This window comes from Nostoc sp. JL31 (assembly GCF_017114965.1).
Taxonomy (GTDB): Bacteria; Cyanobacteriota; Cyanobacteriia; order Cyanobacteriales; family Nostocaceae; genus Nostoc; species Nostoc punctiforme_A.
This window is the reverse complement of sequence record NZ_JABXKO010000062.1, coordinates 46,530-70,957: the sequence shown is the minus strand read 5'-3', so window position 1 is coordinate 70,957 and position 24,428 is coordinate 46,530. Positions and strand designations below refer to the sequence as shown.

Genomic DNA, 24,428 nt, shown 5'->3' with positions numbered 1-24,428 from the left:
CCCAGCCATACACAGATACACCCCTCTCATACGAGAAGTAGATTACCATATTTCGGTATTAGTGGGATAGGTTCTTAGAATTCAAAGCCTTTCGCCTTTCTCTCTTTGCAACAGAAAGGAATGGAAGTGAGGTCAGAATATTAAGTTGCACATCGCGTCAAACCTATGAGCGAATAAACATTTGTGTGAAGTAGATTACGCCTTGGCTGTTTTTGGCGACACCAATCCCCGTCAAATTATAATTACCTCTGATATTGGCAAGATGCCCTGGACTTTTGAGCCAGCCTTGAACAGCTACTGTGGCAGAATCGCCATATCCCTGGTTGTAAGCGACATTTTCAGCAGCTCCTCTATAAGAAACACCGGTTGCATTGAGACGTTCTGAAAATCCATTATGTCCAAAGGGAACTGTACCATTAGCCATGTTCTTACTGTGAAGCCTCACTTGATTGTCGATGGCAGAATTGCGAGTCAGCGCTGGTAGCCCTTGGGAAACTCTGTAGTTATTGATTTGGTTAAAAATCGACTGTTCTAGAGCAGCAGTGTCCATACTAGATGCTGCAACTTGATTAGTATTATTGGATACATTGGAAGGTGCTGGCGTACAAGCTGGATTTGTTGCAGAAGTAGCGATCGCTGCACTACCGAGAGCAATAGTGCCCAAAATAACGTTGTAAACTATTTGCTTGATCATTTGTTGGCAGTAAACTTTTAGACAATCTAACCAACTAATATCAATGTGACAAATTGCTTATAGGTCTATATAGCTCTATTTGTAGGCTTTTTTGTTCAAAAACTACTAGTAAACGTTTAAATGCACGATTTAACACAAAAATATCACTGTTTAATTTATATTTGTCTTCTACCATTAGTATGATTATTTTTATCCCAGATTCTGCATTTAGACTGTCACATAGTGTAATTACTAGATTATTTCCAATTTATCAGTTCCAAATTATGCTTGCTAATCTTCATAAATTAAGCTATTATACTGTACTTAAGTATATTAAATAGCTTTTTTATCTCAAGAAATAAGTAAAAACCGTTTGTGACACTTGGGGGTACGGAAGGTGGGATAAAAATGGCTGGATTTCTTCAGTAAAATCTCTACGTGATTTCAGGTAGCTTTATTTGAGGGGTTCTAACTCTTCCTGTACCACGCGTAACACCCGTGCAATATATTCTGCACGCCACTGTTCTCGTTCCTTGGTTACTTTGACATCAGGCTCGTAAGCTTCAATCTCACTAGCCGATAAAAGACCTTTCACCTCTAGCAACCGTTCAATGGTGTCTAGCCGCTCATGCAGCACGGACACCTCACCAGCCAAAGCCATAACGATCGCTAGCAATTTATCAGTTTGCGGATTTTCTAAGTAAACAGGTCGTTTACCCTTGGCTATTTTTGTCATCCTAATACCAATTCTCCAAAAATAAGACTAGACATACAAAACGAGGAAAGCCAGATCAAATCTGACTTTCTCAATTACGAATTACGAAACTTTCTTTGCTTACTTAGTTGCAGCAACTACTAACCAAGTGCCTTGCCTGCCTGAGTTACGATTTTGAAACATACCATTAATTTCTTTTGCTTTCCATGCCCCATTCGCGACAAATTTCTCAAATATCTTATCTGCTGCAAAACCAGCCTCACTAACTAGCTGCACCAAATCTAAATCACGTACAGCACTCCAGAAAGGTTCATTGTTGTTAGCGGTTTCCCAATCATAAATAAACTGTGTATAAACATCCATGTGACGATACAAGGGTGCTTCTACATGGATCATCATGCCACCAGGAGCCAGTAGACGATAAGACTCTTGCATAACTTTACGCACAGATGGCGGGGGAATTTCATGCAGCAAAATATGAGAAACCACTAAATCAAATGATTCATCAGGGAAGTTAGTATGTTCGGCATTTTGCTGAGAGAAGTGTACCCGTTTTCCCAAGGCTTCGGCTCTTGCATGAGCGTAACGCAGCATAGATGCACCTATATCGATGGCATGGACTTCTGCATCAGGGAAACCATCTACATAAGGTAATGTGCTATTGCCAATAGAACATCCCATATCAAGGATTTTTCTCGGTCGAAAGTTGGGAAACTCTGCTAAAAGGTAGTTTTGGACTATAGATAGCCCCATATCATCGTTGAGCGGCCCTAACCAACCGAGTCCATAAACGTAAGCGCCGCGATCGTAGGTTGCACCGGCTGCGACATCATCAGCAGTGAATTCACTGTGATATCCTCCGGGCATACAGTGAATGTCTACAGCCTTTTGATAATTAGGTATTTGAAAATTTGGATCTAGGGTTAAAGTACCCAGTTCACCACCCTTATCTTTGGCACGCTCAATCAATTCTGGTAGTTGTCTGTCAACGTTGGCATTTACAGCATCCCATAACATTTCCTGGTTAATGCGCTTCAGGGCACTAGTCCAGCGGTAATAGGGTTCGTGCTGCATTACTTCCCGAATTTCATAACGATTCTGGGGAGGGCGCTGATGTTCTTGTTCAAACTTCGGCTTGGCTAGTTTTTCATAAATTTCTTTATTACCAGGAGTGACATTCTTGAAAATGTGCATTTTCATAGTTTGCACAAAGTTTTGGCGTGCCAACTCGTCGTGAGTGGGTTGCGGTAGCATAGCGTGTTGGAATTGTTGAGCCATCATTGCTTCCTCCCAGAAATTTGAGCTATATTTACGCTGGATATAACAACTTGGCTACCGTTTGTACATCTTTGTCACCACGTCCAGAGCAGTTAATTACAATCCGAGGACTGCCAGTTAGCTGGGGACAGAGGGTTTCGAGATAAGCGATCGCATGGGCTGTTTCCAATGCTGGGATAATCCCCTCCAATTTCGATAATCGCTGGAATGCCGCCAAAGCCTCAGCATCCGTCACACTATAGTATTCAGCGCGACCAGTATCTTTTAAATAGCTATGTTCTGGGCCCACGCCGGGATAATCTAACCCCGCACTAATTGAGTGTGCCTCAATGATTTGTCCATCTTCATCTTGCAGTAGGTAGCTCATGGCTCCATGCAATACACCAATGCTCCCTTTTGTCAAGGTAGCTGCGTGTTTTTCGGTATTGACACCTTCGCCGGCTGCCTCAATTCCAATGAAGCGTATGGAAGACTCATTCATAAACTCATAGAATAGCCCCATCGCATTGGAACCACCACCGACACAAGCCAAGAGAATATCAGGTAATCCACCCCACTTTTCCATTGTTTGGGCGCGGGTTTCTTCGCCGATTACTGCATGGAAATCACGTACCATCATTGGGTAAGGATGGGGCCCTGCTACCGAACCCAGGATGTAGTGAGTAGTTTCCACATTTGTTACCCAATCTCGGATGGCTTCGGAAGTAGCATCCTTCAAAGTTCCGGTTCCCGCCTCCACTGGCCGCACTTCTGCCCCCATCAGCCGCATTCTAAAAACATTCAAAGCTTGGCGTTCCATGTCCTGAACACCCATGTAAATTATGCATTCCAGCCCAAAACGAGCGCAAACTGTGGCTGTAGCAACTCCATGTTGTCCGGCACCGGTTTCAGCAATAATCCGCTGCTTACCCATACGTTTCGCCAACAATACCTGACCAAGGGCATTATTGATTTTATGAGCGCCAGTGTGATTTAAATCTTCACGTTTTAAGTAAATTTGTGGCCCGGTGCGATCGGGTCGGGCATAATGAGCAGTCAGGCGTTCAGCAAAATACAATGGTGTCGCACGTCCTACATAGTCTCGTAACAACTGCTGTAGTTCTGCTTGAAAACCAGGGTCATTGCGGTATTGCTGATAAGCTGTTTCTAATTCAGCTAAGGCAGGCATGAGCGTTTCAGGTACATACTTACCGCCAAAGCGTCCGAAGCGGCCTAGCGTATCTGGAACCTGAGCAGTTGAATTTGGAGATAGGGGAGTGGTAGTCACAGGCTGTTTTTGATGACGGGAATGACTTAATTATTATAGAAAAGTCTGGGGCATATCTGGGGAATGGAGAATTGGGAATGGGAGAATAATAGTCCCAAAAACTTAGCTTGGTAAAGCTTTTCTTATTCTCATGCAGAAGATGGGAACGAGAGTAATGGCATTGTCAGCCGAAACAATGGCATTGTCAGTCAAAACAATCGCATTGTCAGTCGAAACAATGGCATTGTCAGTCAAAACAATGGCATTGTCAGTCAAAACAATCGCATTGTCAGCCGAAACAATGTCATTGCAGGTCAAGAAACTTGTGAGTACACTGTAGTTTTCTTCCCGCGTCGGGAATGGGATTAGGTTTCGCCCTCTTCTTTTCCAGATGACGCGAAAAGTTAGGAAGAGATTAACCCAAAGCGGACTTTAAATCACTTTCCGCTTGTGCCAATGCATCTGGTAATTTACTTGCATCGCGTCCGCCAGCTTGGGCTAGGTTTGGTCTTCCGCCGCCGCCGCCGCCGCAGATTTTAGCGATCGCACCCACAAATTTACCAGCTTGCAAACCTTTTTTGTTCACTTCTGAACTAAAAGCTGCAACTATACTCACTTTCCCTTCTTCTGGAACAGAACCCAGTACCACTGCACCGTTACCGATTTTTTGCAACAAGCGTTCGGCTGCGGTTTTCAATGATTCTGGATCGACATTTTCTAATTGGGCGACAATAATTTTATGATCGCCTATGGTTTCTGCTGTTTGTAGCAAGCTGTCTGATTTAGCGATCGCTAGCTGTACCTTTAAGGTTTCTAATTCCTTCTGACTATTTCTCAGTTCGCTTTGCAGACTTGTGATTCTGTCTGGTAATTCTTCGGGTTTAACTTTAAAGCGATCGCTCAAATCTTTAACTACTTTATCCCGCAGATTCAGATAATCTAATATTGCTGGCCCCGAAACAGCTTCAATCCGCCGCACCCCAGAAGCTACGCCAGCTTCCGAGATAATCTTGAACACGCCAATTTCAGCAGTATTGCTGACATGGGTTCCACCGCAGAGTTCCATTGATACGCTAGGGAAGTCAATTACCCGCACTTCTTCACCATATTTTTCCCCGAACATGGCAACAGCACCCCTAGCTTTCGCCTCTGCTAAAGGTAATACTTCCACCTTGGCAGCATGAGCCTCAGCAATCCAACTGTTCACCTGTTCTTCAACTTGCTGAACTTCCTCTGCTGTCAAAGCGCGGGGACAGTTGAAGTCAAAGCGCAACCTGTCAAAGGAAACCAGGGAACCTGCTTGAGATATACCCTCATCAACAATTTTCTTTAATGCCGCTTGCAATAGGTGCGTTGCGGTATGGTTAGCTTGGGCGCGACGCCGACAAGCCGGATCAATTTGGGCTGTAACATTATCGCCTACGCGCAGTGTACCGCGTTCGATGCGTCCGAAGTGAACAAAGAAATCAGATTCTTTTTTCACGTCTTCTACCCGAATAACGATACCATCACCAGAGATATAACCGCGATCGCCGATTTGTCCCCCAGATTCAGCATAAAATGGTGTTTTGTCAAGGACAATTTGCACCTCTGTCCCCGCTTCTGCTTCCTCTTGGCAAACACCTTCTACTAATATCGCTTCAACTTTCGCAGTTGCAGCAGGTTGGGTATAGCCGATAAATTCGGTGACTTTAATGTGTTCTGCTAGTTTGTCGAGGGAACCTTGTACAGTTAAATCGATGGTTTCATGTGCCGCTTTGGCACGTTCCACCTGCTTTTGCATTTCGGCATCAAATCCCGCGTCATCGACTGTCAGATTATTTTCCTCGGCAACTTCTTGAGTCAGTTCGAGGGGAAATCCGTAGGTGTCATAAAGGGTAAATGCACTTTCACCGCTAATTTGAGTTTCTCCTCGCTGTTTCACCTCTTGGATGATTTCTTCTAAGAGTTTTTCGCCTCTATCTAGAGTTCTGAGGAAATTCGATTCTTCCCGTTGCAACTCAGCTTTAATTGCTGCTTCTCGTTGGCGCACATTGGGGTAAGCTGATTCCGAAAGAGCGATCGCAGTTTCGGCAACTTGGGTAGTAAATTCGCCAGAAATCCCAATTAATCGCCCATGACGCACTACCCGCCGAATTAATCGCCGCAGCACATAACCCCGCCCCACGTTAGAAGCGCGAATTTCATCAGCAATCATGTGGATAACAGCACGAATATGATCGCCAATGACTTTTAGGGAAGTTTTGGTTTTTTCATCACTGCTGTGGTAATCAACACCAGCAATTTGTCCTGCTGTTTGGATAATTGGAAAAATCAGGTCAGTTTCGTAGTTATTGGGTACTTTTTGGAGAATTTGCGCCATTCTATCCAAACCCATGCCGGTGTCGATATTCTTGTTTTGCAGCGGCGTTAAATTCCCGGAAGCATCGCGGTTATATTGCATGAAGACGAGGTTGTAAAACTCGATAAACCGGGAATCGTCTTCTAAATCGATATTTTCGTCACCGCGTTCTGGGTGGAAGTCGTAATAAATTTCGGAACAAGGGCCACAAGGGCCAGTCGGGCCAGATACCCAAAAGTTATCATCTTCACCCAAGCGTTTAATTCTCGCTACCGGCACACCAATTTGATCGCGCCAAATTCCAAAGGCTTCATCATCATCTTTAAAAACGCTGACGACGAGATTTTGGGGGGAAAAGCCAAAGACTTGGGTGGATATTTCCCAACCCCAAGCGATCGCTTGTTCTTTAAAATAATCACCAAAGCTAAAATTGCCCAGCATCTCAAAAAAGGTGTGATGCCGTTTGGTGCGTCCGACATTTTCGATGTCGTTGGTGCGGATACACTTTTGCGAAGTCGTAGCCCGTTTAAATTCTGGTGTGCGCTGCCCCAAGAATATTGGCTTAAATGGTAGCATCCCCGCGATCGTTAGCAGCACGGTTGGGTCTTCTGGCACGAGGGAGGCACTTGGGAGAATTTGGTGTTCCCGTTGGGCAAAGAAGTCGAGAAATATGTTGCGAATTTCGTTACCGCTTAGGTACTGGGGATTTGAAGACATAGGTGTTTTTAACTTTAGACTCTAGACTTTAGACTTGGGCGTAGCGGCACTAGGTAAGTGTATTTTCATAAATAGCTTTATATATTCTTGCATTTTGTTTCATATTACTGCCAGCGAATTCTGCCAGTGGGTGAGCAAAATGCAGTGATTAACACGCTTTTACACCATAACCTGACTCTGGTAGGATACGTCATCGCATCTCGATGCTTAAAATTAATCATTAAGAAATACTTTAAAATTCCCATACTGAGGTAACAAATGGCACTAAAACTGAAAGTATCAAATATTTCTTGTGAGGGATGTGCAGATATAATTACTGAATCTATCCACGTTATGGAACCTGATGCCAAGGTGGATGTCGATGTTAACGCTAAAACTGTCACTGTTGAATCCGCAGCTTCTGAGGAATCAATCAAACAGGTAATTGTTGCTGCTGGTTACGCTGTAGAAGGTTATTGATCAGATTCTAACTTTTCACATACAGCAGATTTGAAGTTGGTGAGGTAGGTACACAAGCTAAGTCTGTTACCCAGGTATAAAGCGTGTTTTACTCCTAAATTCTAAATTCTGCTGTAAGTTTAGATTTTAATATCTTTATTTACCCCCATTAGGGGCAGGTTTTGACATCAAGTTTTTATTTAGCTTTGTTTTCCAGCTTTATGATGTTGCCGCAAATAAAAAAAAGATGTGAATTAAGGAAATAGACAAACACAGAGAAAGGGTAGGCATAAATATTTTATTTCTCCTGCTAACGTATTGTTTGACTTGGGATTATTCTCACTTAAATTATAAATTTTACCTTGACAATTTCTGTCTTGATTTGTAGGCTATGCTAGCTCTAAAGAGTTGCTGCATATAGTACAATGTAGTTTTGTTGTATATTGTATTTACGATTTAAATATTTTATCTACATTTTCTAAAAGCCTACTCTGCAAACAAAAAGGCTTTTATACTTTATGGGAAGTTAAATTTTGAATTACACAATAACAATTTGAATTTGATAATCAAATGAAAAAAATTTATATTTTCTTTATTTTTCTACTTAGGAATAAATTGATTTATCTGATGCAATGGTTATTAAAAAGTGTTGATTACGGTCATTCTATCAGGAAAATCGTACTTAAGAAACTCCAGCAATAGTTTTTATATATCTAAATAATATTCAGTATTTTTACTGTTTTAAAAATAAACTGTAAAGAAGACATTAGTTGTTAGAAATCAATATTTCAGACGCTGTAGTAGTAAATATAAAGTCTTAAAAGGAGGTTTGACTTGGAAGTTCGCTGTATAATCGACTTTCAAAAAAACAATATATCAAAAAATATAACTTATCCTAAAACATTATATTTAGTATTAGATGACAATAGCAGTAGTTACTCAAGTTAATTTATTTAAAATTTAAATAGGATTAAAAGTAAAGCAATGAATATTTCTATTCTGATCTTTGGAAAAAATAACTTTATCACCACACTTCCAGATCAGATCCGTTATACGACTGCTTTTAGTGTAGAAGTTATAGACAATTTGAATCAAGCAGTATCCTGGATTAAAACAACACCCCCCGATATAATCCTGGTGCAGGCTAGCCTAGATGGCAGTATGGAACTCTGCGGTTGGTTGAAAGATCAGACAAAACTATCGTGGATATACTGTATTCTTTTCGAGGATCGTTCCCAGCAGATGGCTGATAAAAATAAGGGTTGGCATAGGGAATTAGAGATGAGTGCTGCGGCCTTAAAGCAAGGAGCCGATGCATATATTTGGCATCTGATTGAAGAAAAAACAGATTATAGCTTGGCAGAGTTGACAGCCAATCATGGACTAATACTTGCTCAATTGACAGTTGGCTTGCGGAAAGCACAAAAATACCGAGATTTGATTCGCACAAATGATATGTTATCTGCGATCGCCTTAGCCGATTCGTTGACAGAATTAAATAATCGTCGTGCTTTAGAATGGGACTTATCCAGGCAAATTCAAAGAGCTAGGACTCAAAAAACTTCCTTGAGTTTGATTATTCTGGATGTAGATCATTTCAAAAAAGTTAACGATACTCATGGACATTTAGTAGGCGATCGCATCTTGCAAATATTATGTCAGCGTCTGCGCCACAATCTGCGCTGTCAAGATACAGCATTCCGCTATGGTGGTGAAGAATTTGTAATTCTTCTAGCTAACACTACTGATGATGAAGCACTATTAGTAGCCCGTCGTCTCAATCGCGTAGTCAGCGACGAACCATTTGCACTCAACAATAAACTGACAATTAATGTCACCATTAGTTTGGGTACAGCCTCTCTGCAAGCTGAGGATGATGAGAAAGGAGAGAGTCTGCTATATCGTGCCGATCAATGTTTGTTACAGGCTAAAACTTCTGGGCGTAATCGGGTGATTAACTCCAACTACTTATCTCATCATGGCTCACATTTGAAAGCTGTTTCTTCGTGAAGTGGAGAGAGTCTAATCAGACATTGAATCATGAACGGCTCAGATTACCAATTTATTTGGATACTTGAGTTTGCACTATGTTAGTAGGGACACGGCAATGTCGTGTCCCTACTAAAATTCTATATGTATCAAGCTTTTTGTGAAAAGCAGTCTAGCCTATTTATGAATAGTCTCCCGCTCTTTGGTAGCAGGTTCCTTATCTTTGAATAAGTCAGCCGCCGTTAAGAGTAACTCTCTCAATGTTTGTTTGATTTGACGCTCTTTTCTGGCTAGAGATGTACCAGCTTCACCCAGTTTATCTTCTAACTGCGATCGCTTCTCTCCTACCTGTACAGCCATAGATTCTGCTTGAGGACGAGCCTTATCGTACCAGTGTTTAGCCTCATCTAGATAATCTTGAACCTCCATATTACGTCCGCCATAGCGTGCAGCCATATTAGCTCGGACAATGGCTAGCTGCGCTTGCAGTTGAGCGTAACGTTTCTTTAACAATCCTACTTCTTCACTATCTTTAATCGCATTGACAGCAGAATCAATTGCAGTTTTGGTACTCGCAGGTTTTTCCTTACCCGTCTCTTCAATTTCTGCCAAAATTACATCAACCTCTTGTTGGAGTTGTTCTTCTTCACCATCCAGTTGAGCTTGTAGCCTTTTTATATCTGTTTGAGTTTGAGCAATGCTTTCGTGTCTTTTGCTATTAATGCCTTCCAGCGCTCCTTCAATGGAAGCTGTCACTTCATCTTTGAGTTCGCCACCTTTTTCTTGGAAGTTTTCAATTACAGCAGAAACTGCATCTTTCACAATGCCACGAACTTCACTAGAACCTTGTTTAAACTCCGAAGCTACTTGAGAAACTGCGGATTTTACAATTTCTCGAATCCGATCAGTTCTTAGTTGTCCAGTTTCTTTAGCTTGTTGCAAGTCGGCTTGAATTTGTTGCTTGATATTGTTAGGCATTTTCAACTCTTGGGGTTTAACTAATTTGGATAAAATTTTCTAGAAATGTTCCTACATCCACATTATGGCGTAGCCATATCTGGCTCGGTACTTCCTTTAGATAGAAAATTCTAGCCCTAAAGAGGTGATGTGTAGCATGTTGCCCATTTGTGAGATGATGAATATTTAGTGGTAGTAATCAGGAGTGAAATATGTGGCGAGTAAATATTACTTGTTCGGGTGATGCCTGGAAACTCTATGGTGTTGATTTTAAAGTGATCGCAGAGAAATATCAAGGTGAATTGATTGGTTCCAAAAAAATGCCAGATGGTACGCGCATTATGTCTTATAAAATTGAGGATGTTAGTGATGCAGAGTCTTTTCAAGAAGATTGTGCAAGTTTTGCCGGATTTACAACTGACTTTGAATCACTCTAGTATTGGTTCTGATACTTATGCCTACAATTAGTATGTCCAAATCTGGAGAAGTTAATTGAAAAAACTACTTAAATTAGTATTAGTAACGTTTTTGTTATTAATCAGTACTTTTACTTTGCCTGCTAGTGCAACAGACACAGTTAACGGTGAACAAATATTTAGTGTTCATTGTGCTGGTTGTCATATCAATGGCAGCAACATAATTAGGCGTGGTAAAAATCTCAAAAAGCAAGCCCTGAAAAAGTATGGTATGGATTCAATAGAGGCAGTTACATCTATAGTTACCAATGGTAAAAATAATATGTCAGCCTACAAAGAACGCCTCAGTGAACAGCAAATTCAAGACGTTACTGCTTACGTTCTCGAACAAGCTGAAAAAGGCTGGCGTTAAAAAGTTAGGAGTTGGGAATTATGAATTATCAGTTATGATTTATCTATTAGTAATTGTTAAGTCTTCCCATTCCTAACTTTTCACTCATAAATTGAAAATGAACTTACCCGCAGCTAGTCGTCTCCAATTTACTCCCGATTTGAACATCTGCCGCATATTAAATGGGATGTGGCAAGTCTCCGGCGCACACGGACAGATCAATCCCCAAGCCGCTATTGAGACTATGTTCAAATATTTAGATGCTGGCTTTACCACTTGGGATTTAGCAGATCATTATGGCCCTGCGGAAGACTTTATTGGTGAGTTTCGTTGCCAACTAATTGATACTCGTGGTAAAGATGCTTTATCTCAGGTGCAAGCTTTTACAAAATGGGTACCTCGTCCAGGCAAAATGACGAAGAAACTCGTCGAAGAAAATATTGATATTTCCCTGAGAAGGATGAATGTGCAATCGTTAGATTTGATGCAATTTCATTGGTGGGAATATCAGGATAAAAATTATCTGGATGCCCTCAAATATATGGCAGAACTTCAGGTTGAGGGTAAAATTAAGCATCTAGGTTTAACTAATTTTGACACGGAAAACTTAAAGATTATTACTGAAGCAGGCATCAAAATTGTTTCTAATCAAGTACAATTTTCTCTGGTTGACCGCCGCCCTGAAGTTAATATGGTGGAGTTTTGTCAGCAGCATGACATAAAGCTTTTTACTTACGGTACACTGTGCGGCGGTTTGTTATCAGAAAACTATTTGGGTAAACCGGAACCAAGAGGATTTGATCTATCCACTGCTAGTTTGAAAAAATATAAAAATATGATCGATGCTTGGGGTGGTTGGCAATTATTTCAAGAATTGCTGGCTATCCTGAAGGAAATTGCTAATAAGCATAGGGTAAGCATTTCCAACGTGGCAGTGCGTTACATTTTAGATCGGCCAACTGTGGGCGGTGTGATAGTTGGTGCCAGACTTGGTGTATCTGAACATATAGAAGATAACGCCAAAGTATTTAGTTTTAGTTTAGATGAAGACGATCGCGATCGCATCAATGCAGTATCTCGCCAATCACGCGATTTGTACCAGCTTATCGGCGATTGCGGCGACGAATATCGGCGATAATTTCGGGAAAAAGGTGATAATACGGTGAAGGTTATTGTGCAATCTACCCTTGGAAACCATGCCCCTAAACTTTACCTTCGCCCTCAGTCAACAGCAAACTTTTGAACTGCGCTGTGATTATGGCTCACGTCGCCTGGATAAAACGGAGTTGGCAGCACTCATTGATTTGTGTGAGCAAAATTACTATGCTCAACAAAGAGATCATTTACCTTATCTCACCCAGTTGGGACAGCAACTTTATCAATGGCTGGATGGTAAAGAAGGATGGCTGAGAAGGGCGCTGGATGAGGCGGATGAGCAAACAATTCTTCTAGATTTGATTGAAACCAGCGAAGCACAGGGGTTGAACCCAGAAACAGAACGGGTGGCGTTGGGATTGGCACATTAGATAAAGAAGTTAGACAGCAGTTAAGAACTCAGCGAATTATTCACATTGCTGATGGTAATCCCCGCTTGCTGAAGTGGCTATTGAAGGTGATTCAGCAGCCGAGATTAGCGACGGATGAATTACTGAATCGGCTGGAGGCGACTGAGCAGAAATTCCGCGAAAATATCTTGGCACAAACTCTGCTGGATACCTTGGAACCTGAAGAACAAAAGTTTCTTGCACGGTTGAGTGTGTTTCATCTGCCTGTGATGGAGGATATTGTCAGGGCAATTTCTACCGCCGGGGAATTGGCAATTTTAGGCAAGCTAACCAGCCTTAGCCTAGTCGAGTCGGCTACCACTCACGCCAACCAGCCAGCTAATTATCGGGTGACGACAATTTTAGAACCGTTGTTAGAACCAGTGTTGAGTCAGGAAGAATGGCAAGCAACGCGACAGCAAGCGGTGAGGAAAATCCATCAAGTTTGGTACAAGGAGTCTAACCAAACAACGAAAACAGATGATCCAGATTATTTCCTCCCCCGACTCAATCAACGTGGGCGCTGACGTAGCTGTGTACGTTCTACAACAGTAAAACTGCCTTCTAAAGATATACTTTCAATACTCAGCAGACGTAGCAAGTCTTCAGCTGGCTCCTCTGGTGTAGCAGGAAAATAACGAAAATAAACAACACCAACTGGTGATGGCATCCGCAGGCGGTAAATTAATTCGCCATAATCTCGGTCAAATGTCAGAATGATTCGCCCCTCACGAACTGCACGCGTCAGAACCTCAGAATCTTCTGCACCTGGCGCGTCTTCACTTCTATAGGCTACATCGTAACCAGCAGAGCGCAAATATCTAACGCTCATCAGAGGAAAGTTTTCATTTGCTAGAAACCGCATCATCCCGCCTTAGACAAAAGCGGTAGAGTGTACAAAGATTCTTCACGCATACACTCTGCTGTAAAAGCGAACACCGCTCTTAGTGCTTCTGAGGTGAAAGTAGGATAATTTTCTAGCACTTGTTGTTCTGTCCATCCCGCAGCAAACAAACCCAATAAGAACTCTACAGATAAACGAGTTCCTTTCACATTCACAGTCGGCTTACTCAGCAGAATTTTGGGGTCTGAATGAATGTACTGTTTCCAGTCCATAGTTTGTACTCCCACTAAGCTACAGCTATTGTTGCACAGTATGATTTTTGTTGGCTTGGTGAAGGGGAAATGCGATCGCTTAGGCAACTATGATTATTATTGGATTGCTAAGTGGGGAAATGCGATCGCGTTAATCTAAAATTAATTGGCAACAATAACACGTTCACGAGTATCAAATACTCATTAAAGGAGTTCAAATACTCATTAAAGGAGTTCAAATACTCATTAAAGGAGTTCAAATACTCGTTAAAGGAGATCAAAGGCTCATTAAAGGAGTTCAAAAACTCATTAAAGGAGTTCAAAGGCTCATTCACAAGTCTTCAAGAGTCTTCAAGAGCAACACGGAGATTCTCACAAAAATAACTTCAACTTGACAGACAGCTAGTCTACTTCGTACATCTGCTTATGCTTGGCTAAAAGCTCTTGATATTTCTCATTTGTCTTTGCTTGTACCCACTTGGCTTTAAATATTGCTGCCGATTCCGCTTTAACTGGATCTACTTCATAGGGAAGAATCTCTTTTTTGGAACCTGAATCTTCTGAATTTTGTTTATACTTCCTGCCGCTTTTATGATTAGCATAACGGCGAGAGCGAGTATAGCCCATTTGGATAAACTTTCGTGCCATATCTGCGCCGACAAAATCATCTTTATCTAAATAATCAAGAAACATCTCATAGATTTTTTCACTCGACTCTCTAGCAATCTCAGGAGTTTTGAATCGCCAGTAGGGAAGGATTTCTGATTTGTATGGTTCAACCAAAAGTACACCCTGCTCACCCTTCCCAACACGATAGAGTTCAGCATGTTGGCGAAAATCAATAATTTTAAAGTCTAAAGAATAATCAAAAGCCATGATAGATTTTTATTAGGAATAGTAAACTTTAAAAAAAAGTTCAACTTCTATCTAAGTATTGAGATTTATTTGATTATGCTATCTAGCACCCAATCCATGAACAGTGTCCTTGCGCCAGGAAATCTGCGTAAAGTGCATCACATTGCCCTCAACGTTAAGGATATGCAAGCTTCCCGCTACTTTTATGGCACAATCCTGGGTTTGCACGAACTCACAGGCGACGAAGTACCCGCAACTTTGGTGGAACTTGTCGCATCTGGGAAAGTAGCCAACTTCATCACCCCCGATGGTACAATCCTGGATTTATTTGGGGAACCAGAATTATCACCACCAAATCCAGACCCAGAAAAGACCTTCACCAGAGCGTACCATCTAGCCTTTGATATCGATCCGCAGTTATTCGATCGCGCGGTGACAGTGATCGGGGAAAATAAAATAGCGATCGCACATGGCCCAGTCACTCGTCCTACTGGTAGAGGAGTGTATTTTTACGATCCAGATGGCTTTATGATTGAAATTCGTTGCGATCCAGATGTCCATTAAATAATTATTTGTCAGTAAAACTATGGCCGCTAAAACCACGGAAATATTTAAAGTAATTGAAGACACGATCGCAAAACCGCCAATTCCACACGAACCATACAAGCAATCATTGAAAGCCTGGGCGATGTATTGTTTGCGAGACAAAGGTTTTATAGTCGCTTATGCTCAAAATGCCGACTTTGCCATTGAAAGAAAACGTGAAGAAAAGCTATATTTTAAAGTTTCAAACAGCCCTGATGATTTAGATAATTCTTTTAACTGGATTGTTTGGGATAGTGTAACCAAAAGCGCCAGTCTTATTCCCCAAAAAATAGACTGATGCCAAAATAGTCATCAAATCTTTTCCAGATTCTTTAACTATTCTGACTCCTGTTAGCGCAGCGGGGCGTAGCCCATTCTGACTCCTGAATTCTAACTAGACAACTGCTGCACAAATCTTTGATGTTCTGGCGAATTTAATCCCAACTGCAACACAGCCAATACTTGCTGCATATTGCCAGCAAGTAAATCGCTCATTGATAACCACAAACCAGGAAAAACTTGACTTTTGATAATTCCATCTTCGTCTACTTCTAAGGATATATATTCTCCTTGTTGCAGGCGAAGCCAATCTAATTTGTTTTCAAATATTTGCCAAACAATATATTCTTTTACCCCATTCCGACCATAAACTTTTTTCTTGTCATGTAAATCAATAGCAACACTGCTAGCTGCTATCTCTATTACCAGTTCTGGCGCACCTTCTATATAATCATCATCGCTCAAACGAGATTGTCCTTGAGATGCTGGTGTGATTAATAGCACTCCATCAGGTTGCGGTTCATTGTCTCGATCTAATCGGACTGTTGGCTTAATTCCCAATTTCACACTAGGAGTTAATGCTTCATAAACTCCCAGCCAACCTATTAGATGACCATGTGGTTCAGCATGACTTTCAAAGCGTAATGGGGATGCCAAATATACAACTCCTTCAATTAATTCTGCCTTTTGATGATGGGACATTGCCTGATAGCGTCGTTCAAATTCGTAGCGAGTGAGGCGATCGCCATTCTCTAAAGGAGGAATTCGTTGCTTGAGTGATAGGTTGACCATGATTTTCTGCTCTGGCAAAGAGTCTTACTTTATTATGGCTTGGTACATATTCTTCTACGGAAATACTACCCAAGCCTCATTTTGTTAATAAATCGCTAGAATCAAGTTTCTCAAATACCATTAAATGCTGTTGAGGTAACAAGTTTTTAGTTTCCCGCCAAACCAAACCAACAGCTTGCATTTCTTTACGGACTTGCTTTTGAGTCATCTTGTGCAGACCTTTAATCATAATAAAGGGATTTTCACCCCGATACTCAACCAGCACCACCCGACCACCTGGTTTAAGTGCTTTCACAATTCCTTGCATTACTTCTTGAGGATACTCAAGTTCATGATAAGCATCTACCATCAACGCCAAATCGATACTTTCAGATGGTAAGTTGGGGTCAGTAAAAGTGGCTAAAATCGGCTCAACATTGGTGATATTTTTCTCTTTTTTGAATAACTCAATAATTTCCAACATTTCAGGCTGAACATCTACAGCCAACACCTTACCTGCTGTTAATAACGGCGCGATACGAAAGCTTAAGTAACCTGTACCAGCGCCAATATCCGCCACCACATCATTAGGTTTCAGATTGAGGAGGCTGACTACCTTACTTGGCTGTTCCTCTCCCTCTCGGCTGGGACGTTCTAGCCAGCCAGCGCCAGTGTATCCCATAACTTGGGCGATTTCGCGCCCCATGTAGTATTTGCCAATACCATCTGGACTGTGGATTATCCGTTGTTTGTAAACAGTGGTAGATGAAGACGCGGCTTGTGCTGTCAGGGTTGGGTTCAGCAGCGAACAACTCAAGATCGCAACAAGAGTTACTATAAAGTGGAGAAAATTTGACATTTGGTTATGACTGATCAAGATAGTTATAAGCAGCAACTAAAAGAATTTTATGGTAGTAGAACGACTTATGACCATGAGAAAGACACTCGCCATCCTCTAGAAGCCAAGCTTCTACTTGAATTTGTTCCACTACATTCGGGACAGAAAATCCTTGATGTGGCGACTGGAACAGGTTTAGTTGCGATACCCGCAGCTGAAAAAGTTGGTTCAGATGGCTCTGTTATTGGGATTGATATGACCCCTGGAATGTTGCATCAAGCAAGACTTAAGATTGCAGCAGCAAGATTACAAAATATCGAGTTGATTGAGGCAGATGCAGAATATTTCAACTTTAGTGATAGTAGTTTTGATGTTGTCTTTTGCTGTGAGGCAATTGTACTTTTTCCTGATATCCTTGCTACTTTGCAAAAGTGGTACGGCTACTTGAAAACAGGAGGGTATGTGGCATTTACCTGTCCTCCCGAAACTGCTATTATGGCATCTCTTCAGCAGAGGATCTGCGCTAGAGTTTTGGGTGTATCGCTACCACATATCCTTGAACCACTGGGAACTCCAGAAAAATGTCGGAAATTGCTTAATCAGGCAGGTTTTAGAGATATCGAAATTAAGATTGAACCATCAGGACGTTATCACCCTCTTAGTGATAACAGATTATCAATGACAGTAATTAATATAAATTTTAAAGGCAATCCTCTGTTGTCAAAATTATCACCAGAACAATTAAATCAATTGCAAGTTGAGTACAAAGCAGAAATTGAGAAACTAGCAACCGATCGAGGTCTTTGGATAGACACTACAAAGTTCTTTGTTCGCGCTCGAAAATAAGTTGATGAGCTTTGTTCCTGAACTGACAGCTTCGGGCGATCGCGCATGATAATCTTGCGGTTAATAATGACAATCACAGTTTAAGCTTCTAGACCGATGTGGAAGTAAATATTTTCAGGATTTACTTAAACAGCCTCTTAAAAAATTTGTAATCCAACCTTTGGACGCTTATATGCAAAACCTGTCCCTGATATTAGTGCCTGTACTCGCTGCACAGAAAGTAGTAGGTGACGGTGTAATTAAACCTCTCGGTCATCATGAACTGCTGTTGGTGCTAGTACAACTGTCACTGTTGCTTTTCGTAGCGCGGGGATTAGGTGAGTTGATGCGCCGAATTAACCTACCGCCTGTTGTTGGAGAATTACTGGCGGGTGTGCTGCTTGGCCCTTCTCTATTTGGTTTGCTCCTTCCAGACTTACAGGCGCACATCTTTCCCAAAAGTCAAGAACAGTCTAATTTACTTTCGGTGATTTCTTGGTTAGGTGTGTTATTTTTGCTGATTGTGACTGGGTTGGAGACGGATCTCAAGCTGATTCTTCGTAAGGGTAAAACGGCTCTTTTGATTTCACTGGGCGGAATTATTATCCCCTTTATCACTGGATTTGGGCTGGGCTGGCTATTACCAGATAGTTTTTTAGCCGACCCAGAAAAGCGATTGGTATTTAGTCTGTTTATCGCCACAGCAATGAGTATTTCGGCAGTCCCAGTAATTGCAAAGGTGCTGATGGACTTAAACCTGATTCGCCGTGACATTGGTCAAGTTACCTTAGCTGCTGGGATGACTGACGACACCATCGGCTGGATTTTACTTTCTGTGGTTTCAGGTTTAGCTAGTAGTGGCAAATTTGACCTGGGGACAATTTTCCACTCTGTAAGCGCGGCCATATTATTTTTAGCGATCGCCTTTACAATTGGGCGTACCATTGTAGACCAGATTTTGCGCTGGGTTGATGACTACGTTGGCGGCATCGCCGCTAGTATGTCGGTTGTGCTGATTCTTGCGCTCTCGGCAGCAGCACTTACCCACGGATTAGGTCTAGAAGCGGCATTAGGTGCTTTTGTAATGGGGATTCTAGCAGGCCAATCCCGCCGCTTTAGCAATGAAGCTGGACACATGCTAGAAGTCTTCACAGCAGCCTTTCTAGCGCCAATTTTCTTTGCTTCAGCCGGCTTGAAAGTTAATTTGCTAGCTCTGTTAGTCCCTCAAACGTTGATATTTGGCTTGATTGTTCTCGCTGTTGCTTGTGTTGGTAAATTTACAGGTGCTTACCTTGGTTCTCGTGCGGGTGGCTTGAGTCATTGGGAAGGTTTGGCGATGGGTTCCGGGATGAATGCTCGCGGGGCGATGGAAATCGTCGTTGCCACCATTGGTTTATCTTTGGGAGTGCTGAATCCCCAGATGTATTCGATTATTGTCATGGTAGCGATCGTCACTTCCCTAATGGCTCCACCCCTGCTGCGCTGGACTTTATCAAAAGTGGTTATGGGTGAAGAGGAAGCTCGACGTTTGGAACAAGAAGAACAGGATAGCCGCAGCTTTATTAAGCAGATTCACCGTATCTTAATACCTACTAGTGGTGGACCCAACATCCAATTGGCGGCGCAACTAGTCGGTTACATGGCTCGCCAAAACTCAATAGAAGTTACATCTCTATATGCCCTGAGTGATAAGCAACCTCAAAGCAAAGCACGCCGGATGGAGGCAACCCAGGTTAAAGATACTGCTGCCGAGCAAGCTCTAGCTGCTGTCACTGAGGAAATGCAGCTACCTGCTGATACCACCTTGCAAACAAAAACGGAGTCGGGGCGTAATAAAGCGGAGGTAATTTTGAATGAAGCAAACAAAAACTATGACTTGATTGTACTGGGAGCTTCGGAACAGATCCGCCCCCAGAAAGCATTGTTTAATTTGCTTGTCGATCGGGTTGTCCAAGAAGCGCCTTGTGCAACGATGGTGGTGAAGTCGCATCTACCCCAACCGAAAGACGAGATATGCAAAATTCCTCAACAACAGCTGAAAAAGATTTTGGTGCCAACGGTGGGGACAGAATATAGTAAAAATGCCGTAGAAATGGCAAGTACGATCGCAGCTCAAACCGGGGCATTAGTGATGATCGTTAACGTGATTAATTTGCCACAGGTTGAGTATATTCTTTACGAACAGCGATCGCTAGCTCCAGTGAAGGAAATTGCTCACGATATGCTTGAACAGCAAGCAGCCATTGGCCGCAATCTGGGTGCTGATGTCAAAACCTATATTCTTCAAGGAACCAGCCCGGAAAGGGAAATCCTCAAGTTTGCCAAAACTCAGGAGGTTGACCTAATTATTCTAGGGAGTAATATCCGCATGGTTACAGGTCGCGTTTTCTTCGGTCATAGAGTCGATGCAATTCTGAGTAAAGCCCATTGCCCAGTAGCAGTAATTACTGCGCCATAAGAGTGATGAGTGCTGAGTGATGAGTGATGAGTGCTGAATTCTGAGTATAAACCCAGTTGCTTTAAAGTTTTGAGCAATCAACACTGTCCTAACATATCTAACTACAGCTATACATTTATTTCATAGACATTGCAAAAAAGAATGTAGAGACGTAGCAGTGCTATGTCTCTACAAAAGTTCTGGATAATGCATATTTAATTTCACCAGATGTCTAATAATTTGGTCTTAGCGCGAAGCCCTAGATGTTACCGATCTTTGCAAATTAGCTAGAGCGCGATTGTAATCCAAAATAGCTGCGACGCGATTACCTTCTGCTCTTGTCAGGTCATTTTCAGCATCAATCACCTCTGTTTGAGTGCCTACACCAGCTTGGAACCTCAATCTTGCTAAATTCAGAGCTTCCCTGGCTTGATTTAAAGCCACACTAGAAGTCTGCACATTATTTAAATTGGATTGCAATTGAGCATAGTACTGTTCTACATCAAAGCGAATTAGGTCGCGCTGGTTAGCAAATTGAGTCTCTGCGATCGCAATATTAGCTCTTGACTGAGCCGCCCTTGCTCTTGCTGCTCCGCCATCAAACAAAGTCAGATTTCCGTTAAGTCCCAATGAATAGCCATCAGTAATGCTGATCCCATCATTATACCGATCTGACAGGTTGTAGTTGGCTGCCAAACTAACTTGCGGCCCTAGCTGTGAAAGTGCCTGCCGTCGCTGTTGCTCGTAAATATTACGTTGTCCCAAATACTGTTGCAACTCTGGACGATTTTGAAACGCTTGGACAATACTTTGTTCTACCGTCTGCTGCCAAAGACCCGCTAATTGTACGGGATCTGAGGCACTGATCTCAGCTGACTGCGATAAACTTAACAACGTGGCAAGCTGACGACGGGCAATTTGCTGTTGTGAGATCGCATTAGTAAGTAGTTGTTGGGCGTTTGCTAAATTCACCTGAGCTTGCAGCACATCGAACCGTGTCCCCACTCCAGCCTGTTCTCTAGCTTGAGTATCCCGCAAACTAGCCTGGGCATTTTGCACAGCAGATCGATTAATTCTGACTTGCTCATCTGCTTGTTGCAAATCGTAGTATTGAGTAGTGGCATTCAACCTAATTATCAAAGACTGACTTTCAACATTTAATTCATCTATCCGTAGCTGTTCCTCTGCGGCTCTGATAGCCGCTACTGTGTTCCCAGAAGTATAGAGATTATAATTCAGTTGTGCTGAACCATTAAAAGAGGTGCTGCCTTGAGATGAATTGTTACTAAAACCATTACCACTATTAGTCACACTACTGTTAATACCAAGAGTAGGATATAAGGCAGCTTGAGACTCCCGTAGCGCCGAGCGAGTGCGTTCTAGCTGTAATATAGCTACCTGTAAGTCTCGATTATTGCGTTTTGCGAGTTCCAAAGCTTGTGCCAAACTGATTGGTACAGTTCCCTGAATCCTTACTTCCTCCGGTTTAGTCGGAAATTGCAGAGGATTGGGGCTGGGGTTGAGGCGATCGGGAACTTGTACAGAGCTTGAGGAATTCTGTGTTTTTAGCGGAGTTGCTGCACTTGCTGCATTTGGAAAAAGAATCGCGAACGCGACAGTAACCCAGGTAAAATGCACGAAGAATAAGCTGAAATTCATAATCTAGATATAGTAATTAATTAGGTTTTTTTGAGGATATAATCAAAAGCTCGACTTTATCCAAAATTAAGAACTCGCTTTCTTTATCCGGCAAAAACCCTAGCTTTTTGGCAAATACTTTTTCCACGTCACAGATTATAGATGAAGTTAAAAAAGTAAAACTACTGCCCTACAAAGGTTTCAGCTTAAGCGATCACGTTACGACAAAAATGGATAAAGTCGAGTCAAAAGTTTTCATCCTGATTGACCTACAGAGATTTTAATCTTAAATTACTCCTCCAAGGGTTGATCTTAACAAATTAGCCGACAATCAAACCATCCTGAACTCGGATAATCCTTTGGGTTTGAGCAGCAATATCAGGTTCATGAGTGACAATCACAATTGTGATCCCTTGGTCATTAAGTTCAGTCAGTAAATTCATTACCTCATGGGAGGTTTCAGTATCTAAAGCTCCTGTTGGCTCATCTGCCAAAACTAATGCAGGTCGGTTGACCAAAGCACGAGCGATCGCAACCCGTTGTTGTTGTCCGCCAGAGAGTTGACTGGGACGGTTAGCGATGCGTCCCCCTAATCCCACCTTTTCTAAGGCTTCTAATGCCCTTTCCCGGCGTTTTGGCTTGGGCAAGTTAGCGTAAACCATTGGCAACATGACGTTTTCCAACGCTGTTGCCCGCGCCAATAGGTTAAATTGTTGGAAAACAAAACCAATCCTTTGGTTACGGATATAGGCTAATTCATCATCATCAAAAGTCGTCAGGTTTCTACCTTCAAAAATATAGTCTCCAGTTGTCGGACGATCCAGACATCCCAAAATATTCATCAGCGTGGATTTACCTGAACCTGACGCACCCATAATTGAGACATATTCCCCTTCCTCAATAGAGAGTTCAATTCCCTTGAGGATCGGAACACTAACTTCTCCTAAGTAGTAGGTTTTAGTAATAGATTCCATCCAAATCATTGTTGGCATAAGAGTTAGGAATTACGAATTATGAATTATTTAGTCGCTTCTTAAAGCGTTGATTGGATCTAATTTAGATGCATTCCGTGCTGGAATCACCCCAGCGACTAAGCCAACGCTCAATGAAAGTCCAAAGCCAGCAATGATCGACCAGAAAGAAATTACAAAGGGAAATTTGAAACTGTTTGCAGCTATAAAGGCTAATAAAACGCCAGTTGCCATCCCAATACATCCGCCAACAATGGAAATCACGATCGCTTCGGCTAAAAATTGATTAAGTATTGCCGAATTGGTGGCTCCTACGGCTTTGCGAATCCCAATTTCTCGCGTCCGCTCAACCACGGAAACTAGCATAATGTTAGCAATACCGATTCCACCAACCACTAAGGAAATTCCTGCGATCGCTACCACCATTACTGTAAATAAACCCACAATACTAGTAAAGGTACTAACAATATCAGCTTGATTGGTCAGTCGAAAATCATCAGCTTGTGGCGGATAAATGTTATGACGCAACCGTAAGAGATTGGTAACTTGAAACTGAGCGGCTTCTAACTGCTCCTGATTAGCGCCTTTGACTAAAATTCCACTTACAGAAACGCCCACCAAAGCATTATTCCCAACAAGTCTCTTCGACATACTAGTTAGAGGAATAAAAATCTGGTCATCTCGATCCATCGGTCCCTGAGCGCCTTTAGGTTCCATCACCCCAATTACTTCATAAGCCTCTCCCTGAATCCGAATTTTCTCACCGATCGGATTTACACCCTGTGCAAAGAGTGTTTTTTGAACTGTAGGGCCAAGAATGGCAAGCTGTGCGGCAGTATCTAGTTCTTCTTGGGTAAAATATCTCCCTTGTTGGGGGTGAGTATTTCTGACTTCTGGGTAGTTCAAATCAGTGCCATAAATAGTTGTTGAGGTGTTTTGTCCTGCATAGACAACTTGAGCAGTCCGTTGGAGATAAGCAGAAACCATCTGTGCTGATGGCGCTTGTGTAGCGATCGCCTTAGCATCTTCCCAAGTTAAGGTACTGCTAGAACCTACTCCTTGACGGACATTCCCGCTTCTTGCCGCACCGGCCAAGATTTGGATCACATCTGTACCCAATGCTTGTATCTGTTGCTCTACACCCTTTTGCACTCCCTGACCGACAGAAGTAATGGCAATGACTGAAGAAATCCCAATAATCACACCCAACATAGTTAGACCTGTGCGTAATTTGTTACTCCACAAAGTCTCTGCCGCCATTGTCAAGATTTCCAGCAATGGTACTGTGCGGGTATTCTTAGCTTTGTAAAAGCCCTTAAATCTCTTAAACATAATGTTTTATTTAAAGAAGAATGCAGAATTCAGAATCCAGAATTCAGAATCAATTAGTGGAGGAATTAAACCCACATATTTACCCGCCAGTCAAACT

Annotated in this window: 26 protein-coding genes; 12 read left to right on the top strand and 14 right to left on the bottom strand. The window is 42.2% G+C overall.

What is annotated here, in order from left to right:
• Window positions 1-163 precede the first annotated feature (163 nt).
• The 4 genes from HWQ43_RS15170 to trpB form a co-directional block, all read right to left on the bottom strand.
• Entirely contained in the window at window positions 164-694 is a 531-nt protein-coding gene (locus HWQ43_RS15170; RefSeq protein WP_292735084.1) for a CAP domain-containing protein, read from the bottom strand.
• Window positions 695-1,127: 433 nt separating this feature from the next.
• The gene (locus tag HWQ43_RS15165) at window positions 1,128-1,409 is read right to left on the bottom strand and encodes a hypothetical protein (protein WP_292735081.1); all 282 of its coding nucleotides are present in this window, start codon (window positions 1,407-1,409) and stop codon (window positions 1,128-1,130) included.
• A 99-nt stretch (window positions 1,410-1,508) separates the two neighbouring features.
• Entirely contained in the window at window positions 1,509-2,669 is a 1,161-nt protein-coding gene (locus tag HWQ43_RS15160; protein ID WP_292735078.1) for a class I SAM-dependent methyltransferase, read from the bottom strand.
• 28 nt (window positions 2,670-2,697) lie between these two features.
• Window positions 2,698-3,933, bottom strand: a complete 1,236-nt coding sequence (trpB, locus tag HWQ43_RS15155) for a tryptophan synthase subunit beta (RefSeq protein WP_292735075.1) — start codon at window positions 3,931-3,933, stop codon at window positions 2,698-2,700.
• A 139-nt stretch (window positions 3,934-4,072) separates the two neighbouring features.
• Here trpB and HWQ43_RS15150 point away from each other — a divergent pair, with 139 nt between their 5' ends.
• The gene (locus tag HWQ43_RS15150; protein WP_292735072.1) at window positions 4,073-4,252 is read left to right on the top strand and encodes a hypothetical protein; all 180 of its coding nucleotides are present in this window, start codon (window positions 4,073-4,075) and stop codon (window positions 4,250-4,252) included.
• A 75-nt stretch (window positions 4,253-4,327) separates the two neighbouring features.
• Here HWQ43_RS15150 and alaS read toward each other — a convergent pair whose 3' ends face one another.
• Window positions 4,328-6,970, bottom strand: coding sequence for an alanine--tRNA ligase (alaS, locus tag HWQ43_RS15145; protein ID WP_292735069.1), 2,643 nt, complete (start codon window positions 6,968-6,970; stop codon window positions 4,328-4,330).
• Window positions 6,971-7,228: 258 nt separating this feature from the next.
• Between alaS and HWQ43_RS15140 the strand changes: the two genes are divergently transcribed.
• Window positions 7,229-7,429, top strand: a complete 201-nt coding sequence (locus HWQ43_RS15140) for a heavy-metal-associated domain-containing protein (protein WP_292735065.1) — start codon at window positions 7,229-7,231, stop codon at window positions 7,427-7,429.
• Between the two features lie 963 nt (window positions 7,430-8,392).
• Window positions 8,393-9,418 carry a GGDEF domain-containing protein gene (locus tag HWQ43_RS15135; protein ID WP_292735061.1) on the top strand — a complete coding sequence of 342 codons (1,026 nt, stop codon included), beginning with the start codon at window positions 8,393-8,395 and terminating at the stop codon, window positions 9,416-9,418.
• 156 nt (window positions 9,419-9,574) lie between these two features.
• Here HWQ43_RS15135 and HWQ43_RS15130 read toward each other — a convergent pair whose 3' ends face one another.
• Window positions 9,575-10,375, bottom strand: a complete 801-nt coding sequence (locus HWQ43_RS15130) for a histidine kinase (protein ID WP_292735058.1) — start codon at window positions 10,373-10,375, stop codon at window positions 9,575-9,577.
• Between the two features lie 191 nt (window positions 10,376-10,566).
• On the opposite strand from HWQ43_RS15130, the gene HWQ43_RS15125 reads away from it, so the two are divergent.
• The 5 genes from HWQ43_RS15125 (at window position 10,567) to HWQ43_RS15105 (ending at window position 13,232) form a co-directional block, all read left to right on the top strand.
• Entirely contained in the window at window positions 10,567-10,791 is a 225-nt protein-coding gene (locus HWQ43_RS15125) for a hypothetical protein (RefSeq protein ID WP_292735055.1), read from the top strand.
• Between the two features lie 55 nt (window positions 10,792-10,846).
• Window positions 10,847-11,182: a cytochrome c6 PetJ gene (petJ, locus tag HWQ43_RS15120; protein ID WP_292735052.1), complete on the top strand. Its 336-nt coding sequence runs from the start codon at window positions 10,847-10,849 to the stop codon at window positions 11,180-11,182.
• Window positions 11,183-11,279: 97 nt separating this feature from the next.
• A complete protein-coding gene (locus HWQ43_RS15115) occupies window positions 11,280-12,299 on the top strand; it encodes an aldo/keto reductase (RefSeq protein WP_292735049.1) in 1,020 nt (339 codons plus the stop codon).
• 58 nt (window positions 12,300-12,357) lie between these two features.
• Window positions 12,358-12,687: a hypothetical protein gene (locus tag HWQ43_RS15110; protein WP_292735046.1), complete on the top strand. Its 330-nt coding sequence runs from the start codon at window positions 12,358-12,360 to the stop codon at window positions 12,685-12,687.
• Window positions 12,688-12,773: 86 nt separating this feature from the next.
• Window positions 12,774-13,232, top strand: a complete 459-nt coding sequence (locus HWQ43_RS15105; RefSeq protein WP_292735043.1) for a hypothetical protein — start codon at window positions 12,774-12,776, stop codon at window positions 13,230-13,232.
• Here the strand turns inward: HWQ43_RS15105 and HWQ43_RS15100 are convergent.
• The 3 genes from HWQ43_RS15100 to HWQ43_RS15090 all read right to left on the bottom strand — a co-directional run bounded on the left by HWQ43_RS15100 (window position 13,217) and on the right by HWQ43_RS15090 (window position 14,676).
• Window positions 13,217-13,573: a DUF5615 family PIN-like protein gene (locus HWQ43_RS15100; RefSeq protein ID WP_292735040.1), complete on the bottom strand. Its 357-nt coding sequence runs from the start codon at window positions 13,571-13,573 to the stop codon at window positions 13,217-13,219. The genes HWQ43_RS15105 and HWQ43_RS15100 overlap by 16 nt on opposite strands.
• On the bottom strand, window positions 13,570-13,821 hold the full coding sequence (locus HWQ43_RS15095) for a DUF433 domain-containing protein (RefSeq protein WP_292735037.1): 252 nt from the start codon (window positions 13,819-13,821) through the stop codon (window positions 13,570-13,572). The genes HWQ43_RS15100 and HWQ43_RS15095 overlap by 4 nt, the downstream gene beginning before the upstream one ends.
• A 381-nt stretch (window positions 13,822-14,202) precedes the next feature.
• Window positions 14,203-14,676: a DUF4385 domain-containing protein gene (locus HWQ43_RS15090; RefSeq protein ID WP_292735033.1), complete on the bottom strand. Its 474-nt coding sequence runs from the start codon at window positions 14,674-14,676 to the stop codon at window positions 14,203-14,205.
• A 75-nt stretch (window positions 14,677-14,751) separates the two neighbouring features.
• Here HWQ43_RS15090 and HWQ43_RS15085 point away from each other — a divergent pair, with 75 nt between their 5' ends.
• Together HWQ43_RS15085 and HWQ43_RS15080 are read left to right on the top strand one after the other, a co-directional pair.
• Window positions 14,752-15,219 (top strand): VOC family protein, encoded by a 468-nt coding sequence (locus tag HWQ43_RS15085; protein WP_292735030.1) that lies wholly within the window; start codon window positions 14,752-14,754, stop codon window positions 15,217-15,219.
• 22 nt (window positions 15,220-15,241) lie between these two features.
• Window positions 15,242-15,538, top strand: coding sequence for a hypothetical protein (locus HWQ43_RS15080; protein ID WP_292735027.1), 297 nt, complete (start codon window positions 15,242-15,244; stop codon window positions 15,536-15,538).
• 92 nt (window positions 15,539-15,630) lie between these two features.
• On the opposite strand, the gene HWQ43_RS15075 is transcribed toward HWQ43_RS15080, so the two are convergent.
• The gene (locus HWQ43_RS15075; RefSeq protein WP_292735024.1) at window positions 15,631-16,311 is read right to left on the bottom strand and encodes a Uma2 family endonuclease; all 681 of its coding nucleotides are present in this window, start codon (window positions 16,309-16,311) and stop codon (window positions 15,631-15,633) included.
• A gap of 76 nt (window positions 16,312-16,387) precedes the next feature.
• On the bottom strand, window positions 16,388-17,149 hold the full coding sequence (locus HWQ43_RS15070; RefSeq protein WP_292735021.1) for a class I SAM-dependent methyltransferase: 762 nt from the start codon (window positions 17,147-17,149) through the stop codon (window positions 16,388-16,390).
• Between the two features lie 6 nt (window positions 17,150-17,155).
• Between HWQ43_RS15070 and HWQ43_RS15065 the strand changes: the two genes are divergently transcribed.
• Complete coding sequence (locus HWQ43_RS15065) at window positions 17,156-17,974, top strand: methyltransferase domain-containing protein (RefSeq protein ID WP_292735018.1); 819 nt, start codon at window positions 17,156-17,158, stop codon at window positions 17,972-17,974.
• Window positions 17,975-18,146: 172 nt separating this feature from the next.
• Window positions 18,147-20,411, top strand: a complete 2,265-nt coding sequence (locus HWQ43_RS15060) for a cation:proton antiporter (protein WP_292735015.1) — start codon at window positions 18,147-18,149, stop codon at window positions 20,409-20,411.
• A gap of 225 nt (window positions 20,412-20,636) precedes the next feature.
• On the opposite strand, the gene HWQ43_RS15055 is transcribed toward HWQ43_RS15060, so the two are convergent.
• From HWQ43_RS15055 to HWQ43_RS15045, 3 genes are all read right to left on the bottom strand, one after another.
• Window positions 20,637-22,049, bottom strand: a complete 1,413-nt coding sequence (locus HWQ43_RS15055; protein ID WP_292735013.1) for a TolC family protein — start codon at window positions 22,047-22,049, stop codon at window positions 20,637-20,639.
• Between the two features lie 299 nt (window positions 22,050-22,348).
• Entirely contained in the window at window positions 22,349-23,020 is a 672-nt protein-coding gene (locus HWQ43_RS15050; protein WP_292735011.1) for an ABC transporter ATP-binding protein, read from the bottom strand.
• A gap of 30 nt (window positions 23,021-23,050) precedes the next feature.
• Window positions 23,051-24,331, bottom strand: coding sequence for an ABC transporter permease (locus HWQ43_RS15045; protein ID WP_292735009.1), 1,281 nt, complete (start codon window positions 24,329-24,331; stop codon window positions 23,051-23,053).
• Window positions 24,332-24,428: the final 97 nt, after the last annotated feature.

What these genes read in the sequence shown, in the direction of transcription:
- HWQ43_RS15170 (WP_292735084.1), bottom strand. Translation starts at nt 694, where the DNA reads ATGATCAAGCAAATAGTTTACAACGTTATTTTGGGCACTATTGCTCTC.
- HWQ43_RS15165 (WP_292735081.1), bottom strand. Translation starts at nt 1,409, where the DNA reads ATGACAAAAATAGCCAAGGGTAAACGACCTGTTTACTTAGAAAATCCG.
- HWQ43_RS15160 (WP_292735078.1), bottom strand. Translation starts at nt 2,669, where the DNA reads ATGATGGCTCAACAATTCCAACACGCTATGCTACCGCAACCCACTCAC.
- HWQ43_RS15150 (WP_292735072.1), top strand. Translation starts at nt 4,073, where the DNA reads ATGGGAACGAGAGTAATGGCATTGTCAGCCGAAACAATGGCATTGTCA.
- alaS (WP_292735069.1), bottom strand. Translation starts at nt 6,970, where the DNA reads ATGTCTTCAAATCCCCAGTACCTAAGCGGTAACGAAATTCGCAACATA.
- HWQ43_RS15140 (WP_292735065.1), top strand. Translation starts at nt 7,229, where the DNA reads ATGGCACTAAAACTGAAAGTATCAAATATTTCTTGTGAGGGATGTGCA.
- HWQ43_RS15135 (WP_292735061.1), top strand. Translation starts at nt 8,393, where the DNA reads ATGAATATTTCTATTCTGATCTTTGGAAAAAATAACTTTATCACCACA.
- HWQ43_RS15130 (WP_292735058.1), bottom strand. Translation starts at nt 10,375, where the DNA reads ATGCCTAACAATATCAAGCAACAAATTCAAGCCGACTTGCAACAAGCT.
- HWQ43_RS15125 (WP_292735055.1), top strand. Translation starts at nt 10,567, where the DNA reads ATGTGGCGAGTAAATATTACTTGTTCGGGTGATGCCTGGAAACTCTAT.
- HWQ43_RS15115 (WP_292735049.1), top strand. Translation starts at nt 11,280, where the DNA reads ATGAACTTACCCGCAGCTAGTCGTCTCCAATTTACTCCCGATTTGAAC.
- HWQ43_RS15110 (WP_292735046.1), top strand. Translation starts at nt 12,358, where the DNA reads ATGCCCCTAAACTTTACCTTCGCCCTCAGTCAACAGCAAACTTTTGAA.
- HWQ43_RS15100 (WP_292735040.1), bottom strand. Translation starts at nt 13,573, where the DNA reads ATGATGCGGTTTCTAGCAAATGAAAACTTTCCTCTGATGAGCGTTAGA.
- HWQ43_RS15095 (WP_292735037.1), bottom strand. Translation starts at nt 13,821, where the DNA reads ATGGACTGGAAACAGTACATTCATTCAGACCCCAAAATTCTGCTGAGT.
- HWQ43_RS15090 (WP_292735033.1), bottom strand. Translation starts at nt 14,676, where the DNA reads ATGGCTTTTGATTATTCTTTAGACTTTAAAATTATTGATTTTCGCCAA.
- HWQ43_RS15085 (WP_292735030.1), top strand. Translation starts at nt 14,752, where the DNA reads ATGCTATCTAGCACCCAATCCATGAACAGTGTCCTTGCGCCAGGAAAT.
- HWQ43_RS15080 (WP_292735027.1), top strand. Translation starts at nt 15,242, where the DNA reads ATGGCCGCTAAAACCACGGAAATATTTAAAGTAATTGAAGACACGATC.
- HWQ43_RS15075 (WP_292735024.1), bottom strand. Translation starts at nt 16,311, where the DNA reads ATGGTCAACCTATCACTCAAGCAACGAATTCCTCCTTTAGAGAATGGC.
- HWQ43_RS15070 (WP_292735021.1), bottom strand. Translation starts at nt 17,149, where the DNA reads ATGTCAAATTTTCTCCACTTTATAGTAACTCTTGTTGCGATCTTGAGT.
- HWQ43_RS15065 (WP_292735018.1), top strand. Translation starts at nt 17,156, where the DNA reads ATGACTGATCAAGATAGTTATAAGCAGCAACTAAAAGAATTTTATGGT.
- HWQ43_RS15060 (WP_292735015.1), top strand. Translation starts at nt 18,147, where the DNA reads ATGCAAAACCTGTCCCTGATATTAGTGCCTGTACTCGCTGCACAGAAA.
- HWQ43_RS15055 (WP_292735013.1), bottom strand. Translation starts at nt 22,049, where the DNA reads ATGAATTTCAGCTTATTCTTCGTGCATTTTACCTGGGTTACTGTCGCG.
- HWQ43_RS15050 (WP_292735011.1), bottom strand. Translation starts at nt 23,020, where the DNA reads ATGCCAACAATGATTTGGATGGAATCTATTACTAAAACCTACTACTTA.
- HWQ43_RS15045 (WP_292735009.1), bottom strand. Translation starts at nt 24,331, where the DNA reads ATGTTTAAGAGATTTAAGGGCTTTTACAAAGCTAAGAATACCCGCACA.